General features: G+C 70.8%; 18 protein-coding genes. 3 read left to right on the forward strand and 15 right to left on the reverse strand.

What is annotated here, in order from left to right:
- Window positions 1-219: 219 nt before the first annotated feature.
- Together CFN78_RS21200 and CFN78_RS21205 are read right to left on the reverse strand one after the other, a co-directional pair.
- The gene (locus CFN78_RS21200) at window positions 220-771 is read right to left on the reverse strand and encodes a TOPRIM nucleotidyl transferase/hydrolase domain-containing protein (RefSeq protein WP_094864607.1); all 552 of its coding nucleotides are present in this window, start codon (window positions 769-771) and stop codon (window positions 220-222) included.
- Between the two features lie 84 nt (window positions 772-855).
- Window positions 856-1722, reverse strand: a complete 867-nt coding sequence (locus CFN78_RS21205; RefSeq protein ID WP_094864608.1) for a trypsin-like serine peptidase — start codon at window positions 1720-1722, stop codon at window positions 856-858.
- Between the two features lie 116 nt (window positions 1723-1838).
- Here CFN78_RS21205 and CFN78_RS21210 point away from each other — a divergent pair, with 116 nt between their 5' ends.
- On the forward strand, window positions 1839-3059 hold the full coding sequence (locus CFN78_RS21210) for an FAD-dependent monooxygenase (RefSeq protein ID WP_094864609.1): 1221 nt from the start codon (window positions 1839-1841) through the stop codon (window positions 3057-3059).
- A gap of 20 nt (window positions 3060-3079) precedes the next feature.
- Here CFN78_RS21210 and CFN78_RS21215 read toward each other — a convergent pair whose 3' ends face one another.
- Together CFN78_RS21215 and CFN78_RS21220 are read right to left on the reverse strand one after the other, a co-directional pair.
- A complete protein-coding gene (locus tag CFN78_RS21215; protein WP_094864610.1) occupies window positions 3080-3934 on the reverse strand; it encodes an alpha/beta hydrolase in 855 nt (284 codons plus the stop codon).
- A gap of 108 nt (window positions 3935-4042) precedes the next feature.
- Window positions 4043-4627 carry a dihydrofolate reductase family protein gene (locus tag CFN78_RS21220; protein WP_165777647.1) on the reverse strand — a complete coding sequence of 195 codons (585 nt, stop codon included), beginning with the start codon at window positions 4625-4627 and terminating at the stop codon, window positions 4043-4045.
- 169 nt (window positions 4628-4796) lie between these two features.
- On the opposite strand from CFN78_RS21220, the gene CFN78_RS21225 reads away from it, so the two are divergent.
- Window positions 4797-5156, forward strand: a complete 360-nt coding sequence (locus CFN78_RS21225; protein WP_094864612.1) for a hypothetical protein — start codon at window positions 4797-4799, stop codon at window positions 5154-5156.
- A 10-nt stretch (window positions 5157-5166) separates the two neighbouring features.
- On the opposite strand, the gene CFN78_RS21230 is transcribed toward CFN78_RS21225, so the two are convergent.
- The 3 genes from CFN78_RS21230 to CFN78_RS21240 all read right to left on the reverse strand — a co-directional run bounded on the left by CFN78_RS21230 (window position 5167) and on the right by CFN78_RS21240 (window position 6511).
- Window positions 5167-5610 carry a sigma factor-like helix-turn-helix DNA-binding protein gene (locus tag CFN78_RS21230; RefSeq protein WP_133116409.1) on the reverse strand — a complete coding sequence of 148 codons (444 nt, stop codon included), beginning with the start codon at window positions 5608-5610 and terminating at the stop codon, window positions 5167-5169.
- Window positions 5611-5722: 112 nt separating this feature from the next.
- On the reverse strand, window positions 5723-5968 hold the full coding sequence (locus CFN78_RS21235; protein WP_094864614.1) for a hypothetical protein: 246 nt from the start codon (window positions 5966-5968) through the stop codon (window positions 5723-5725).
- A 93-nt stretch (window positions 5969-6061) separates the two neighbouring features.
- Window positions 6062-6511, reverse strand: a complete 450-nt coding sequence (locus CFN78_RS21240; protein ID WP_094864615.1) for an Lrp/AsnC family transcriptional regulator — start codon at window positions 6509-6511, stop codon at window positions 6062-6064.
- Between the two features lie 332 nt (window positions 6512-6843).
- Here CFN78_RS21240 and CFN78_RS21245 point away from each other — a divergent pair, with 332 nt between their 5' ends.
- Window positions 6844-8736 carry an ABC transporter ATP-binding protein gene (locus CFN78_RS21245; protein WP_094864616.1) on the forward strand — a complete coding sequence of 631 codons (1893 nt, stop codon included), beginning with the start codon at window positions 6844-6846 and terminating at the stop codon, window positions 8734-8736.
- A 44-nt stretch (window positions 8737-8780) separates the two neighbouring features.
- On the opposite strand, the gene CFN78_RS21250 is transcribed toward CFN78_RS21245, so the two are convergent.
- The 8 genes from CFN78_RS21250 to CFN78_RS21285 all read right to left on the reverse strand — a co-directional run bounded on the left by CFN78_RS21250 (window position 8781) and on the right by CFN78_RS21285 (window position 16664).
- Window positions 8781-9680: a CPBP family glutamic-type intramembrane protease gene (locus tag CFN78_RS21250; protein ID WP_094864617.1), complete on the reverse strand. Its 900-nt coding sequence runs from the start codon at window positions 9678-9680 to the stop codon at window positions 8781-8783.
- Window positions 9677-10276 carry a TetR/AcrR family transcriptional regulator gene (locus CFN78_RS21255; protein ID WP_094864618.1) on the reverse strand — a complete coding sequence of 200 codons (600 nt, stop codon included), beginning with the start codon at window positions 10274-10276 and terminating at the stop codon, window positions 9677-9679. The genes CFN78_RS21250 and CFN78_RS21255 overlap by 4 nt, the downstream gene beginning before the upstream one ends.
- A complete protein-coding gene (locus CFN78_RS21260) occupies window positions 10273-10473 on the reverse strand; it encodes a DUF5708 family protein (protein ID WP_094864619.1) in 201 nt (66 codons plus the stop codon). Before CFN78_RS21260 ends, CFN78_RS21255 begins: the two co-directional genes overlap by 4 nt.
- 176 nt (window positions 10474-10649) lie before the next feature.
- Window positions 10650-12215, reverse strand: coding sequence for an alanine/glycine:cation symporter family protein (locus CFN78_RS21265; protein ID WP_094864620.1), 1566 nt, complete (start codon window positions 12213-12215; stop codon window positions 10650-10652).
- A 116-nt stretch (window positions 12216-12331) separates the two neighbouring features.
- Window positions 12332-12991, reverse strand: a complete 660-nt coding sequence (locus CFN78_RS21270; RefSeq protein WP_094864621.1) for a response regulator transcription factor — start codon at window positions 12989-12991, stop codon at window positions 12332-12334.
- 39 nt (window positions 12992-13030) lie between these two features.
- A complete protein-coding gene (locus CFN78_RS21275) occupies window positions 13031-14692 on the reverse strand; it encodes a right-handed parallel beta-helix repeat-containing protein (RefSeq protein WP_094864622.1) in 1662 nt (553 codons plus the stop codon).
- A complete protein-coding gene (locus tag CFN78_RS21280) occupies window positions 14692-15420 on the reverse strand; it encodes a helix-turn-helix transcriptional regulator (RefSeq protein WP_094864623.1) in 729 nt (242 codons plus the stop codon). The genes CFN78_RS21275 and CFN78_RS21280 overlap by 1 nt, the downstream gene beginning before the upstream one ends.
- A complete protein-coding gene (locus tag CFN78_RS21285) occupies window positions 15417-16664 on the reverse strand; it encodes a type VII secretion protein EccE (protein WP_094864624.1) in 1248 nt (415 codons plus the stop codon). The genes CFN78_RS21280 and CFN78_RS21285 overlap by 4 nt, the downstream gene beginning before the upstream one ends.
- Between the last annotated feature and the right edge of the window lie 57 nt (window positions 16665-16721).

The raw sequence follows: 16721 nt of genomic DNA on the forward strand, positions 1-16721 counted from the left end.
ACCCGTTCATGAACGTCGGTGAGCTTAGAATCGCCGAACAGGCCGGTAAAGGACGAACGTGGAAATCGGCAGAACTACGTAGTTCGTTCCCGGAATCCGTGGGCGATGAGGGGAACTCACGTCACTGGCGCGGCGTACGGTTCTCGTGTTAAGGCGGCTACGGATCGCGATCCGGCCCGACAAGTGTCCACATTGGATAGTGTCGGCCGATGCCGAGGATCACATGCGTGTCAGCAGGTTCCGCAAGGGGAGCGGGACGCGGTCGAGCGGGAGGGCGTTCACCAATACAGGTCCGTAGTGGATCTTTCGGCCACCCCTGGTGCCCATGAACCGCCGGAGCCGGGCGTCGTCCGGTCTGCCGCGCTGGGCGGGCTGACGCTGAAACTTGCGGTACGAGAGCAGATCACCCTCATCGTGCAGGATCTGCTCGACCAGATCGGTACCCAGGGTGCGGATCAGTTCGTCCTCGAGATCGGCCACGCAGACGAAGAATCCCGCCGCCGCGAGATCCTCACCGCGGCCCGCGCGGCGCAGCGCGCGTACGAACACAGGGGCCTGGGCCTCGTCGACGAGGCCGGTGACCGTGGCCTCCGGAGTGTTCTCGGCGAGCCGGGAGAGATGGTGCCCGATGTTTGTCGCACCACCCATCGCCACCACCGATACCCCCTCCGCGTCGAGGTCACGCCCGTATCGGGCCGCGAGCGCTTCGACCGCCCCCTGGTCGCTCACTCCTTCGACCAGAACGATCGATCGCGCACCGGGGGCAGCCATGCGAGAAGTATGTCAAGCCCCCGCACTCGGGGGCCGCGATCGGTCGAGGAATCGCGACCCCCGGAGGACGTGCTCAGCCGGAGGTCACCCGGCGGCGACGGCGTCGAAGAGGCCCACGGCGGTGTCGTCGAGTATCGGCCCGTCCAGGTGGCCGACACCCGCGCTGGTGACCGACACCAGCGTCCCGGTACGGGAAGCCGGGTCGAAGTCGCGGAACCACGGACCGCCACTGGCTCCGCCGCGCATGTCGCACTCGGTGCGGAGGTTGCCCTCGGTGGGCGAGGCGGGCGCGGCACTCTCGCAGAACAACTGCTTCTGGCCGAGTTGCGGACGGGTCATCGGGTAACCGAACACGGTGACGTCCGCTCCGACCACACCGGACAGATCGACCTCCTGTGCGCCCACCGTGTCCCGCAGCGAGCGTTCCGCCACCGGATCGACCTTCACCACCCCGATGTCGTACCCGGCCTGATCGGTCGTGGTGAACGACTGCGGATAGGTGTTCACGCGAACCGGGAACACGCCGAACGGTGCGATCCCGTCGTGATACCCGGGGGCGAACGCCAGGTCCTGGTACGCGCCGTACTTCGTACCCGGCCGGGTGAGGCAGTGCGCGGCGGTGAGCACGGTGTCGCCCTCGGGCCCGCCGACCGAGGTCGCCGTGCAGTAGCTGTCCTCCCCGGTGGTGTCCTTGGTGAAGAACAACCTGCCCACGTTCTGGATGGGCTCGCCTTCCCATTCCTGCGTTAGTGGTCCGGTGTCGCCGGACACCTCGTCCTGGGCTGCGCCGTCCATTCGTTCGGGGGTCCAGTGTTCGAGTGCCTCGGCCCGCTGCTGCGGGGTGAACTCGTTGATCACCGGTGCGGGGCCGGGGTCCGCCGCCGCGACCGCCGGTCCGGCGACCACGGCGGACAGGGTGACGGCGACCACGGCGATTCGCGTGAGCTTCACGCGATCAACCTCCTTCAGGTGGAAGACTCTTACCGGTAAGGACGTCCAGAGTGGACAGGCGTTGCGCGCGGACGCGAATCCGCGCGTGCACACGAGTATTCGAGGGATGGTGGCGGATGACGCACGCACTGATCGCCGGTGGCGGGATCGCGGGGGCGGCGACCGCCCTTGCGCTGCGTAAAGCCGGGATCAGCTCGACGATCCACGAGGCGTTCCCGGCAGGTGCGGACGACGTGGGCGCGTTCCTGACGATCATGCACAACGGGATGAACGCTCTGTCCGCGATCGACGCGGGCACCCTTGTCGCCGAGGCCTCCTTTCCGGCGGACAGCGTCGAGATCCTCGACGCCGGCGGTCTGCGGACCGGCCTGCGCGAGTACGAGAACGATCCCGGCGCCCATCTCGGCCCCCGGACCCTGCGGAGAAGCGAGCTGTACCGGGTTCTCCAGGACGCGGCCGTCGACCGGGGATGCCGGGTCGAGCACGGTAAGCGGGTCACTCGGGCCGAACACCGGGGCGGCGCCGTACACGTCGGGTTCGACGACGGTTCCTGGGCGGAGGGCGACCTGCTCGTCGGCGCGGACGGTATCCATTCCACGGTGCGCACGATCATCGATGCCGAGGCGCCGTCGCCCCGCTACACCGGACTGAACATCGTGTACGGGTACGCGCGCCGCACCACCCCGGCGGACATCACCTGTCGTTACCGCATGGGAAGGGGCGCACGGGCGGCGTTCGGATACATCCACACCCCGGACGGCGAGACCTGGTGGTTCGGCAGACTGCCCGGTTCCGAGTTGAGCAGGGAGGAGATGGCGGCGCGTACCGCCGAGGAGTGGAAGCGTTACGCAACAGGCTTTTTCGCCGAGGACGGCACGTCGATGGCGGATCTCGTCCGGTCGACCGCTCCCGGCGACATCGTCGTCAGCAACGCCTACGACGTGCCGTCCACGCCCCGCTGGTGGCGGGATTCCATGGTGCTGGCGGGGGACGCCGCGCACGCGGCCTCGCCCGCCGCGGGCCAGGGGGCGTCGATGGCGCTGGAGGACAGCGTGACGCTGGCGAAGTGCCTGCGCGACCTGCCGACGATCGAGGTGGCCCTCACCGCGTACGAAGGGTTGCGGCGAGACAGGGTGGAACAGCTCGTCGCGGCGAGCGCCGCGCACGATTCGCCCCCGCCGGAACGGTCCGAAGTGGACTCCGGCGGTGCGCGCGAGACCTCTGCGGCCCCGGACACCGGACCGGCCCGGCGCCGCTGGCTCTACGGGCATCACATCGACTGGCACACCCGGATTCCGGAGACACCCGGAGCCGACGACTCTTCTCCGTCCACATAGGTCACTCCGATGGGGGAGTATCAGCGGGACGGGCCGGATGTGGCGCGGACGACGGCATCGGCGACCTGCCCCATCGTCGTGCGCGCCCGGACCGGATCCTCGGTGAGGAAATAGTGGTCGACGCCCGGTGACACGTCGTGCTCGACCGTTACGCCCGCCTCCCGCAGACGCCGCGCGTAACGGTCGCCGTCCGGGCGGAGGGTGTCGCGTTCCGCGGTGAGGACGACCGCCGGCGGCAGTCCGGTCAGGTCCGGCGCGAGCAGTGGCGAGGCGTACGGGTGCGCGCGTGCGGAGGGCTCGGGGAAGTACACGCGCCGCACCAGCCCGCGCAGCGCGGGCGAGATCATCCCCGCACCGGTCGGCAGCTCCGCGGCCATGTCCAGGGCCGGCACGCCGAGTACCTGTAACGCCGGGCGGAACGAACCGGCGTCCCGGGCCTGCAGGCAGACCGAGGCCGCGAGCCCACCTCCGGAGGAGAAGCCGCCGACGGTGATCCGGGCCCTGTCCAGGCCGAGGTCGCCGCCGCCGTTCGCGGCCCAGGCCGCGACATCGTGACACTGGTGCTGCGACACCGGGTACGTCACGTAGGGGCCGGTGCGGAAATCCACGTTCAGCACCACGACCCGCGCGGTCGCGGCCAGAAAGCGGCACCACCAGTCGTCCATTCCCGGGTAGCGCATCAACCAGGCGCCGCCATGGAAGTGGACGTGCGCGGCCGTCCCGGTGTCGGGCCCTGGCGGGCGGTAGACGTGCACCGGCACCCGGCCGTGCCGGGTCGTCACCCGCCGGACTTCCGGCCGCGGCAGTTCCGTACCCGCGAACCGCAGGTTCGCGCCGTAGCGCACCGTCCACCGGGCGGTCGCGTGCATCGTCATCGCCGAAAGGCGGTCACCAAGTCGCACGCAGGTTCTTCGGTGCGGTCGGCGTTCCGGATGGGCCACCCGTCGATCTGCCCGTCACCCGCGGGGATGGGTCAGTCCGGATCAGTCCGGGTCCCTCCGGTAGCCGACGGCATAGCGCACGTGCGTCGAGCCGTTCCAGATGTCGCCACCGAGCTGCGTCAGGTCGTACGGGCCCTCCGGTGCGACCAGCGGTGTGCCGCCGCCCAGCAGAACGGGCGCCACGAACAGGTCCAGTTCGTCGACCAGACGCGCTCGCAGCAGGGATCGCATGAGCGCGAGCGACCCCCAGAGCAGGATGTCCTTGCCGGGGCCCGCCCGCAGTGCCCGGACGTGGCCGACGGCATCGGCGACCACCTCGGCCGGTGCGAACCGGCCCCAGGGGGCGGTGTCCAGGGTCGTCGAGCAGACCACTTTGGGGGTGGTGTTGACGAGTTCGGCCATGGGTTCGGCGGCGGTGGGCCAGAAGCGGACGAACGATTCGTAGGTGCGACGTCCGAGCAGCACGAGGTCCACCTCGGCGAGCAGGTCCCGGTTGTGCTTCTCGCCGGGGGAGAAGTCCGGTACGGCGGCGAAGATCCGCTCCTCGCCATCGGGTCCGGCCGCGTAACCGTCCAGGGAGATCCACTGCTGCGCGACGAGCCTGCGGGAAGTCGAGCCGGGCGTCATGTTCCTGCCTTTCACACCACGAACCGTTCCGCGGCACCGTGGCGCCGGCGGGGCTGCCATCGGCACCCGGCGAGCCCCACGTGATCGCCGGAAAGCACCGTCGTCGGCAATCCTCCCGCGACCCGGCGCCGAATGCCGGACATGCCGGGCGTCGACTGCGGGGTTCGAGATGGAGCAGCGGAATGTCGATGTGCGGCCAGGACTCCTGGCGGACACGGGACGGTTGCGGGTGACCCAGACCGGGGTGCACCGCGCCGGTGACCTCGCGGTGTGCTCGGTGGTCGTGTACCGCTACGGCGAGGAGAGCGCGTTGCCGCCGGAGACCGTGCAGGCGACGATGCTGCCGAGGGTCGTCCGGCTGCGGTGGCCGGGGGCGGGCGCGTCGACGCGCCGGTCGGTGGACCTGCGGCGTCGCTCGCTGGGCGGGGACCGCGACCTGGTGATCGCCACCTACGCCGGTCCGTGGGCGGAGCAACTCGGGTCCGCGGTGCTGGAGGTCGTCGACTTCTGGCTGAATCCGTCCGTCTGAGAGCGCCCGGTCACCAGCGCTGGGCGCGGACGGTGACAGTGGTCAGCGCGCTGCCGAGCAGCCTGTGCACCTGGGAGGCGGTCCACCCGGTCCGGCGGGCGATGTCGGCGGCGGGCCTGCCTTCGATCGCCGCGGACCACAGGGCGTACCGCTGCCGGGGCGGAAGCAGCGAGACCTCGTCGAGGAGCACGGCGGTGTGCACGGCGCGTTGCAGAGTGCTCGTGTCGGTCCGCGGGGCCAGTTCCGCACGGACCTCGGCGATGACGCGGGCGCGCACCCGGCGCGCTCCGTGGTCGGTCCGCGCGGGCGCGATCAGCGCCTGCCAGCGCGGGGATTCCGCCAGCCTGCGGCGCAGTCTGCCGCTGCGGGCGCGGGAGAGACCGGCTTCGCGCGCGATCCGGTGGATCACCGAATCCATCCGGTCGGCAACCGATATGTCCGTTTCTTCGGCCACGGGCGCAGCCTGCCCATTCGCCGGGGGCGCGTCAAGTCACCGGCTGTGCCCGCCCCCGCCGGGCCGGACCCCGACGGCGGGCCGGGGTCCGGTTTCCCCGCGGTACGCGGGCTCAGGCGCGGACCGCCGTGGTGCGCAGGGACACCAGCTCCCGGACGGAGGCGTGCTCGCCCGCAACGCCCTCGGGGACCATCGATTCGATCGCAGCGCCCCCGATCGCGGCGAGGGCGACGTCACCGATGCCGGTCACGGCCAGCGCCGGGGTGTACGCGGCACTCTGCTCGTAGAAATCCTGCAGCCTGCCGAAGGGCACATCGACGGATTCGGCTCGACGGGTGATCGCGTTCGTCGTGGACATGAGCGTCTCCTTTGTCGTGAATACGTACGGATTTCACCGTAGGAACACAGGGGCACCGGTCGCCTCAGCCGAAATGCTGATTGCCGGAGGTGGTCACCGCGGCCCGACGCCTGCCCGGCGGTCGAGCAGGGTGGACAGGATCACCGTGGACGTCGTCCGTTCGACCATGTCGAGCCCGCGCAAGCGTTCCAGCACCGTTTCCAGCTTGCCGATGTCGCGGGCGCGCAGGTGCACGACGACGTTCGCCGCACCGGTCACCGTGTACGCGGCGGCGATCTCGGCGAACGGCTCCAGGTGCTCCCGGATTCGCTCGGGCGCGACGTTGTTCCGGCAGAAGATGTCGACGAGCGCCTCGGTCGCCCAGCCGAGCGCCTCCGGGTCGACGACGGCGGTGAACCCGCGCAGCACCCCGGTGCGCAGGAGCCGGTCGACCCGGCGTTTGACCGCCGGGGTGGACAGGTTGACCGACTTGCCGATGTCGGCGTAACTGGCGCGTGCGTTGGCGACCAGGCAGGACACGATGCCCTTGTCGATCGAATCCATCCGTCACTCCTGGCGTCGCGGTGCGGCCGGTTCCGCGGTGCTACGCGGTTGGTCCCGGTGCGAGCAGTATCAGGGCCGTCCGGGGACCGCGCACCGTCGGGCTTTGGCCCATGACCACGGGCGGGACGATCGGATCCGCTTTTTCCGGTCGTAGGTGATTACCGGTTCCCGCCCGTGGGTACGCCATACCAACGGGCCGATCGAGTTCCCGGGAACCCGGTGGTCAAGGCCTCGGTCGGTTCAGTCCACGAGCCCCGGGGCCGCCCCAAAACGACACATTGTGGCAACGCGGGACTTGACCTCGACAATACTTGAGGTGCGATCCTGGGGGTATGTCAGAAATCGCGGGTTGGTCGACGATGCGGTCCTACTCCACGGATCGTTCCGTCGCACGGCAACGGCTTACCAGGGGAACCCTGCGGCGGATCATGGGATACGCCGCGCGCTACAAGCGGCTCGTGGTCGCCTTCCTCGCTCTCGTGGCGCTCGGTGCCGCGCTGAGCGTGGCGAATCCACTGCTGCTGCGCGCCATCATCGACGACGGGATCATCCCGGCGGATCTGGCCGTGGTCGGCTGGCTCGCCGCCGCGGCCGCCGGTGTCGCGCTGCTCAGCTCCGGACTGACGCTGGTGGAGCGGATGCTGTCCGCCCGCCTCGGCGAGGGACTCATCTACGACCTGCGCGGCGAGGTGTTCGACCACGTCCAGCGGATGCCGGTGGCGTTCTTCGTGCGCACGCAGACGGGTGCGCTGGTCTCCCGGTTGAACTCCGACGTGATCGGAGCGCAGCGCGCCCTCACCGGGACCCTCTCCGCCGTACTGTCCAACGCGCTCAGCCTGGTCATCGTGCTCACCACCATGTTGTTGTTGTCCTGGCAGGTGACCGTCGTCGCCCTGGTGTTGCTGCCGGTCTTCGTGCTGCCCGCGCGCTGGTTCGGCCGCAAGCTCGCGCAGGTCACCAGGGAACAGATGCAGCGCGACGCCGAGATGAGCTCGATGATGACCGAGCGGTTCAACGTCTCCGGCGCCATCCTCGCCAAGCTCTACGGGCGTCCGCGGGAGGAAACGGCCGCGTTCTCCGCGAAGGCCGGTGCGGTACGCGACCTCGGCGTCAGCTCGGCGATGTACTCGACCATCTTCTTCACCTCGCTGACCCTGCTCGCCTCGCTGGCCACCGCCATCACCTACGGCTTCGGTGGCTTCCTCGTGGTGGACGGCCGGTTCCAGCTCGGCACCCTGGTCGCCATCACCGCGCTGCTTGCCCGCCTGTACGGGCCGCTGACCGCGCTGTCCAACGTGCACGTCGACGTGATGACCGCGCTCGTCAGCTTCGACCGCGTCTTCGAGGTGCTCGACCTCGAACCGATGATCACCGAACGCGAGGATGCCGTCGAACTGCCCGCGGACGCCGCCTCGGTGGAGTTCGACGGCGTGTCCTTCGGCTACCCCGGCTCGGACAAGGTCTCGCTCGCCTCGCTGGAATCCGTCGCGCACCAGGAGAGCACCCGGCACCAGCAGGTCATCCACGACGTCAGCTTCCGGGCGGGACCGGGCGAGATGATCGCGCTGGTCGGTGCGTCCGGGGCAGGCAAGACCACGCTGATCCAGCTCGCCTCCCGGCTCTACGACACCGACAGCGGGACGGTGCGGATCGGTGGACGGGACGTGCGCGAGGTGACCCTGTCCTCGCTGTACTCCCGGGTCGGCGTGGTCACCCAGGACGCCCACCTCTTCCACGACACGATCCGTGCGAACCTGCGCTACGCCCGGCCGTCCGCGAGCGAGGAGGAACTGCTCGGCGTGCTGCGTTCGGCGCACCTGTCCCGGCTGCTCGACGACCTGCCGGACGGCCTGGACACCGTCGTCGGAGACCGTGGTTACCGGCTCTCCGGTGGCGAGAAGCAGCGGCTCGCCATCGCCCGTCTGCTGCTCAAGGCACCGGGGATCGTGGTGCTCGACGAGGCGACCGCGCACCTGGACTCCGAGTCCGAGGCGGCCGTGCAACGGGCACTCGCGTCCGCACTGGCCGGGCGGACCTCGCTGGTGATCGCGCATCGTCTCGCCACCGTCCGCAGCGCCGACCAGATCCTGGTGGTGCACGAGGGGCGCATCGCCGAGCGGGGCACCCACACCGAACTGCTCGCGGCCGGTGGCCACTACGCCGAGCTGTACCGGACCCAGTTCGCCGACCAGGACCTGGCGAGCACGTCCCCGGCGAGCCGGTGACCGCACCGGCGACGCCTGACACGGCCTGCCGTTGCGCCTGACAGTCAGGTGGGGCGGCGGAGGCGGGCGATGAGCAGGTACGCCAGTGCCGCCAGGACGAGGTAGGCGGGGACGAGGAGCACGACGTCCGGGGTGGCGGGTTCGGTGGACCAGCCCGCCTCCCGTTGCCCGCCGAAGAAGGTGACCCGGTTGACGGTGAGGAACGCCAGGTGCGTGCCGACACAGGTCCACAACGACCGGGACGGGGTCGCCGTCCGGGCGGCGACCAGCGTCAGCCCGAACACCAGTAGCAGCACCAGGTACGACACCGGGTCCTCGCCCGCCGGGACGATCCCGACAACCGAGGGTTCACCGCCGAGCACGCTGGTGACCCCGGCGTGCACCACCGTGCTCGCCCCCGGGACGACCAGGAACAGCGCCGTGGTCACTGTGGTCGCGAGGAGCGCACGGTGCCGTTCGCGCATCGAGGTCCAGGCGTAGCCGCGCAGTGACACCTCCTCGGGCAGTGCCTCCAGAAGCAGTGCGGTGAGGCCGTTGACCAGTACGAAGGCGAGCAGCGTCGCCGGGGCGACCGGGCCCCACCGAAGCCAGCCGGCGGCCGTCCCGGCGCCGAGCACGGCGACGGCGCTGCCGAGCGTGACCGCGACCCCGAGCGCGAACCCGCTCATCGCGGATCGAGGGGCGGTGAGCCCGATTCCGGTCACCGTCAGCCGGTCCCGCCGGGTCCGCAGTAGAAGCACGGCCGGGACGACCAGCGCGCAGCAGAGCACGGCGGGCAGCAGGCGTCCGAGGGCTCCGTCGAGACCGGTCGCCGCAGCCAGTGCCGCGCCGAGCCCGGTGCCCGCGCCCAGCCCGGTGGCCATCACGGCGGCCGCCAGCAGCGCGCGGCCGATCGCGGTGCCGGTGCGGGCACGCGGTGCGGTGAGGTCGGTTGTCGCCGTCATGTCCGCTCCTTGCCGAACAGCAGGGTCAGGTGTGCGTCGAGGCCACGTTCGGCCAGTGCGGACCGTTGCCGGTCGGTGCCCGGTGCCAGCACGGCCTGGGTGACCAGGCCGTCGACGACGGCGAGCAGCACCACGGCGTGCAGCTCGGGATCCCGGTCCTGGGGCAGTTCCCCCGTCTGCCGCGCGTCCCGCAGCAACCCGGCGAAACCGGCGCGCAGATCACGCTCGACCTCGTCGTTGATCGCCCGCAGCGCGGGGGAGGTCGCCGCGGCGGCGGTGAACGCCAGCCACACCCGGGCATCGCGCGCGCGTCCGGCGTCCGAGGGCAGCCACAGCCGCAGCAGTCGGCTCAGCACCTCCCGGGCGGTGCCCGAGGTGTCGACCCCGCCGCCGCGCCGTTCCACTCCCTGGCAGACGTGCTCGAAGGCGGCCGCGACGAGCCTGTCCTTGCTGGGGAAGTAGTACTGGACCTGCGCGGTCGACACCCCGGCGGCCGCGGCGACCGAGCGCATGCTGACGGCGCCGATCCCGTGCTCGGCGACCACCTCGACGACGGCGTCGAGCAGGTGTGCGCCCCGCCTGATCGGTGGGCTCACCGGCCGCGGGCCTTACCCGGCCACGCCATCCAGATCAGGGTGCCGGCGATCTCCAGCACGCCCAGAACCAGCAGCACCAGCCCGATCTTCGGCAGGCTCACCATCGGTGTCGGTACCTCCCCGGTGGTCAGCCGCAGCGCCGAACCGATCGCCACCATCGACGCTCCCGCGAACAGCGCCCGCTTGTCGGCATCCACTTCGCCACCCCTTCCGGTCGTTCAAGAATGTCTGTACGAACGTATACTATACGTTCGTACAGACACTGGTCCACGGCGACCGTGCCAAGGCGAAGGTATCGGCTCTGAACGAGAAAACGGGTCGTGGCCGGGGCTCCGGAGGGAGCCCTCGACCACGACCCGGGGTCGTTCGGTGCTTACTTGGTCTTGACGATCTCGCCGTCGCGGACCTTGCCGCGGAAGGCTTTGAGTTCTCGTTTGACGACCGGCATCAGCAGGTAGAGGCCGATGATGTTGACCAGAGCGAGAAGGAACAACACCGCGTCGGCGAAGTCCAGCACGCTGCCCAGGGTCAGTACGGAACCGATCACGACAAAGGTGCAGAACACCACGTAGTAGGCCCGCTCGCTGATCACGCTGCGCCCGAACAGGTAGGTCCAGGCCTTCTGCCCGTAGTAGCCCCAGGTGATGATCGTCGAGATCGCGAAGAGCGCGACCGCGATCGTGAGAACGTAGGGGAACCAGGGCAGCGCCGTGGCGAACGCCTCGGAGGTGACGGTGACGCCGTCGGGGTCCTCGCCCCCCGCCGCGACGGTGGCCTGCGCGTCCACCCAGAACTGCGGGCGGGCGATGATGATCGTCAGGGCGGTCATCGTGCAGATGATCACCGTGTCCACGAAGGGCTCGAGCAGTGCGACGTATCCCTCGGTGACCGGATTCCGGGTCTTCACGGCCGAATGTGCGATCGGGGCGGAACCGATGCCCGCTTCGTTGGAGAACGCGGCGCGCTGGAAGCCGACGATGAGCGCGCCGATCGCGCCGCCCGCCACGCCTTCACCGGTGAACGCGCCGGCGAAGATCTCCCCGAACGCCGTCGGCACCGAGTCGATGTTCACGCCGATGACCACCAGGCACGCGGCGACGTAGATGATCCCCATCGCCGGGACGAGCTTGCTGGTCACCGAGCCGATGGACTTGATCCCGCCGATGACCACGGCACCGACCAGTGCGGCCAGGAGCAGGCCGAAGATCAATGCGGCACCGTCACTTCCGAGCAAGCCGTCCGCCCCGCCGGTCACGTCCTTGAGCTGGGCGAAGGTCTGGTTCGCCTGGAACATGTTGCCACCGGCGATGCCGAAGAACAGGATCATCACGGCGGCGAGACCGGCGAGCAGCTTGCCGAGTCCCACGCCGAAACCGTTGCCGAATCGCTCGGCGACTCCCTTGCGCAGGTAGTGCATCGGCCCACCCGACACGGTGCCGTCCGGATGCTCCTCCCGGTACTTGACTCCGAGAGTGCACTCGACGAACTTGGTGCACATGCCGAGCAGTCCGGCCAGGATCATCCAGAACGTCGCACCGGGACCACCGATGGTCATCGCCACGCCCACGCCGGCGATGTTGCCGAGGCCGACGGTGCCCGACAACGCCGAGGCCAAGGCCTGGAAGTGGGTGATCTCGCCGGGCTCGTCGCTCTTGGTGTACTTGCCGCGGACGATGTCCAGCGCCATCTTGAAACCGCGAAGCTGGATGAATCCAAAGTAGACGGTGAAGATCGCGGCCGCGACGATCAGCCACGAGACGATCCATGGAAACGTGACACCGAAGACTGTGATCTCGGCGAACACGAAGCCTGACATGAACTCCGACACCGGGTTGAACACGGTGTTGATTGCGTTTTCGATGCCGGACAGGGCACCGCCTTCCGCGGCTACGATATGTACTGCGGACTCGTCGGGAGGCGACGTGCTTGAAGCGAACATGGTTCGCCATCCGAGTCAAATAACCGCCGCGGTACAAGGGTAACGGTCCGGTCGTTATTCGAACGTTGCCGCGATCGCGCGGTGAAGCGCTCATTTGTCGCCGCATGTCGCAGCGGTCAGCGCAGCACGTAGCCGACGCCACGTACGGTGTGCAGCACCGGGGGAGCGCCGAGCTTGCGCCGCAACTGGGCGATGAGTACGTCCAGCACGTTCGACGCGGGTGCCACGAACTCGTCCCAGGCGGAGGCGATCAACTCGGCGCGGGGCACCGGTTCGCCGCCCGCGGCCAGCAGCACCCGCATCACCGCGAACTCCTTCGCAGTCAGGTTCAGCGCGATGTCCCCGCGCCGCACCTCCTGCCGGTCCGAATCCAGCGCGAGCTCCCGCCAGCGCAGCGACGGCGAGGCCGCGGGCTCCGGTGTGCTCCGCCTGCACAGGCTGCGCACCCGGCTGACCAGTTCCAGCACCTCGAACGGCTTGACCAGGTAGTCGTCGCCGTAGGCGAGCCCGGCGATCCGGTCGGCCACCGAGTCCCGTGCGGTCAGGAACAGCACCGGCACCCACCAGCCCGCCCGCCGCCGCTGCTCGACGTAGCGCAGCGAGTCGCCGGAGGGCAGCATGCGGTCGAACACCGCGCAGTCGTAGGCGTTCACGCTCAGTGCCTCGTCGGCCGCCGGGATGTCCGCCGCGACGTCCACCGCGAACCCGGCGCCGCGGACGGCGGCCTCGACCGCCACCCGCAGATCGTCGTCGTCCTCGGTGATCAGTACGCGCACAGGGACAGACGGTAGCCGCCCGCCCCGGGCGGGATCGGATCAGCCGCCGATCACCGCACGTGCGTCCTCGACCCGCAGCGCCCGTAGCTCGGCCGGTTCCGGAACGCGGCCCAGTCTGCGCAGCCGTTGCGACTGGGCCTTGCGCATCCCCTCGAACAGCCGCCGTGCGTCCCGGGCGTTGCCGAAGTCGGCGTCCTCCCGATGCCGCGCGAAATGCTCGGCCAGCACCGGGAGCGAGGCCGTGTCCAGTTCGTAGTCCCCGGCACCGATCATCCGGACCATGATCGACACGAGCTCGTCCGGCGTGTAGTTCTCGAACTCGATGGTCTTGGAGAACCGGGACGCCAGCCCCGGGTTGGCCGCCAGGAAGTCGATCATCTCGGCCGTGTAGCCGGCGACGATCACCGCCACCTCGTCACGGTGGTCCTCCATCAGCTTCACCAGGGTGTCGATGGCCTCCTGGCCGAAGTCGCCACCGGCACCGGCCAGCCGGGACAGGGCGTACGCCTCGTCGATGAACAGGACGCCGCCCATCGCCTCCTCGAACACACCCGCCGTTTTCTCCGCGGTGTGCCCGATGTACTGGCCGACCAGGTCGCGCCGGGAGACTTCCCGGAACTCCCCGCGCGGCAGCACGCCCAGTTCCCTGAGCAGCCTGCCGTAGGCGCGGGCGATGGTGGTCTTCCCGGTGCCCGGGGCACCGGCGAAGACCAGGTGATGGCTGACGGCGCCGGTGGAAAGGCCCGCCCGCCGTCGCCAGGTGTTCACCTGGATCTCGTCGACGAGCGCGCGCACCGAGTCCTTCACCCCGGGCAACCCGACCATCCCGTCCAGCTCGGCGAGCAGGGCGTCGAGCGTGCCGCCCTCGCCACCACCACCGGCGAGCCCGGTGTCGGCGAGCACGCGGGTGGTGGCCTCCGGGTCGAGCAGGATCGCCGGCTCCGCGGTGTTCCCCACCTCGCACGCCTGCACCGAGCCCCCGCAGCCCGCGCCGAACTCGATGCCGACGCCGAGGGCGTCGCGCACCGTGCTGTGCCGCAGTGCCGGTGCGCTCCGGTGGGCCACCGCGATCCCGGCCTGGCCGGTGCGGGTGATCCGGCAGCCCTCCACGGCGGGCCGGGCATGCTGGTAGACGTACAGTCCACGGTTTCCGCAACCGGACACCGTGCAGGACCGGAGGGTCGGGTCGGCGCCCAGCCCGATGATCATCCCGTCGCCGGAGACGTTGTCCACGACGACGTTCTCCAGCAGGCCGGAAGTCGATTCGAGCACGATGCCGTGCTCGGCACCGCTGATCGTGGTGTCCCGCACGGTGACCGGGCCGGTGCCGCGCGCGCAGATCCCGGCCCCGATCCGGGCGTGCACCGTGCAGCCCGAAACGGTCAGTTCGGTGCCCTCGCTCTGGATCGCGCCCGCGTCGCCCGCCCGCACCGTCAGCCCGCGCAGCTCCACCGCGCCGCCCCGGGACAGCAGCACCGGACTGTCTCCGCCGGTGCCGTCCAGCACGACCTCGGCCCCGTCGGCCGCGCACAGCGTGAGCCTGCGGCCGACCAGTTCGAAGGTCTCCGCGTAGGTGCCCGCCGCGATCGTGACGCAGGTGCCCTCGGCGGCGTCCACCAGCGCCTCGCCGATCGTCGGATAGGCACCGTGCCTCCCCGGGTCGACCAGTACGGTGCGCAGCGCGGCGGGCGCGCTCGCCATCAGTTCACCCTCTCCATGAGCCAGCCGCGGTCCGCGGCCTTCGCCCCGGCCTGGAACCGGCTGCGCGCGCCGAGCCGGTTCATGATCCCGGAGACCATCCGGCGGACCGTGCGCACCGAGATGCCGAGCTGGGCGCCGACCGACTCGTCGGTGCAGCCCGCCGAGAGCAGGCTGAGAAGTTCCTTCTCCCGTTCGGTGAGTTCGGTACCGTCCGGCGTCCGGCAGGCGGACAGCGCCACCGCCGCCGGCCACACCTGGTCGAACAGCTCCACGATGGTGCGGACCACGCTGGGTAGCCGGAACATCGCCACACCTGCCGGGCGGCCGTCCTCGGGCTCGCTGGGCAGGACCGCGACCTTGCCGTCGATCACCAGAGCGTTCACCGGTACCTCCGGCATCGTGCGCACCTCGGCACCGGCCACGGTCAGCCGGTTCAGCCGCTTCGCGACCGCCGGGTTGGTGCGCGCCCGGTCCGGGAACAGCACCCGGTAGCGCACCCCCCGGTGCAGGTTGTGCCGGTCGACCTGGCGGAACATGGCGGTCGGATCGCCCAGCACGTCGGACATCGTGCTGATCACCAGCACCTCGTGGGTGGCGGTGGCCAGCTTGCTGTCGACCCGGACGTGCGTCGAGAGCGACAACGGGGCGGGAGCGGGGGCCGGGGACCGGCCGCCCAGCACGGCGAGCTGGGGGCCGCGCGGCAGGCGGGTGGGAGCGGGGACGGTCATGTGAGGTTCCCTCCGATCGGCAGTGAGGCGGCGACGGCGGGCGCGTGCAGCCCGTCCAGCCGCTCGAGGTGAAGGCCGAGCGCCGGCGCGAGCCTGTCCAGCGCTTCCACGGCGGCGTCGACGGCGGCCTCGGTGGTGGAGGCCAGCCGCAGCACCGCCCCGGTGTCCGGACCCGCGTCGGCGGCGATGGTGCAGGCGACGCCGGGAACGGCGGCCAGCAGGTGTTCCAGTACGGGGGCTCGGTCGGCGCCGGTGCGCGCGCCGATCCCGGCGACCCGGATCCCGACCTGGGTGATCCGGCCGGTCCGCCAGCACCGCCACTCCTCGCGGACGCTGCTCCGGCCGGGGCCGGTGTGCGTCAGCGCCGTGAGCGTGGTGCGGAGTTCGTCCTCGGACAACGCCGTCACCTCGAGGCCCGCCCGCCGCAACCGCCGCCGCATCCGGCGCACCGTGTTCGACAGGGTCACCCGCAGCGTCTCGTCCTCGGCGAGGTCGACCTCGCGGATGACCCGCACGGCCAGCCAGGCGCGGCCCGCGGAGGGCGCCCCGCCGGATTCCCGAGGTCCGCGGTGCAGCACCAGCCGCAGTGCGGGCTCGGGACCGTCCGGCTCACGGTCGGGAAGCAGCGTCCCGGCCAGCGCCGCGCGGGCGAGCAGGCCGGGCACCGCCTCGGTGGCGCGCAGCACGGCCACCACCTCCTCCGGGCGGCTGAGCAGACCGCAGGGGGTGCCCGCGAGGTCCGCCGTGCGCACCGTCGCCGCCGGGGCGAGCAGGTCCAGCAGGGTGGCCGGGGCGTCCTCGACGGTGTCCAGGTCCACCGTGCGGCGGCGGACCAGCAGGCCGGCCCTGCGTAACAGCACGGTGGACAGCCAGGTGCCGCGTACCCGGATCGCGGTCACCGCGAGCAGGGTCACCGCACCCACGGCCAGGCCGATGGTGACCGGCAGGGAACGTCCGATGGCCAGGAAACCCAGCACCACGGCCAGTTCCCAGCAGACGATGCGGAGCAACGGCAACGCCGCGGGTTTCCCGGTCTCCGGATCGGCATCCGGCGCGAGGCCGCTCTCCGCCGCGTCCGGAGCGGGAGCCGCCGGTGCGACGGGCCGGGGCAGGACAGGCGGCATCGAGGGGGCCGAGGGCACCGCCGGGGCCGCGGCGGCACCGGCGGACGCCCGGGCCGAGGCCATCGGCCGGCCGGCCGCCATGCCGCGGGGCGCGTTGGCCGCGACCGGCACGGGTGCCACTGCCCGCTGTGCTCCCTGCGGGGCCGCCGCCGGGAGGTGACCCGGCCTGAACCCCGC

Source organism: Amycolatopsis antarctica, from assembly GCF_002262875.1.
Classification (GTDB): domain Bacteria; phylum Actinomycetota; class Actinomycetes; order Mycobacteriales; family Pseudonocardiaceae; genus Amycolatopsis; species Amycolatopsis antarctica.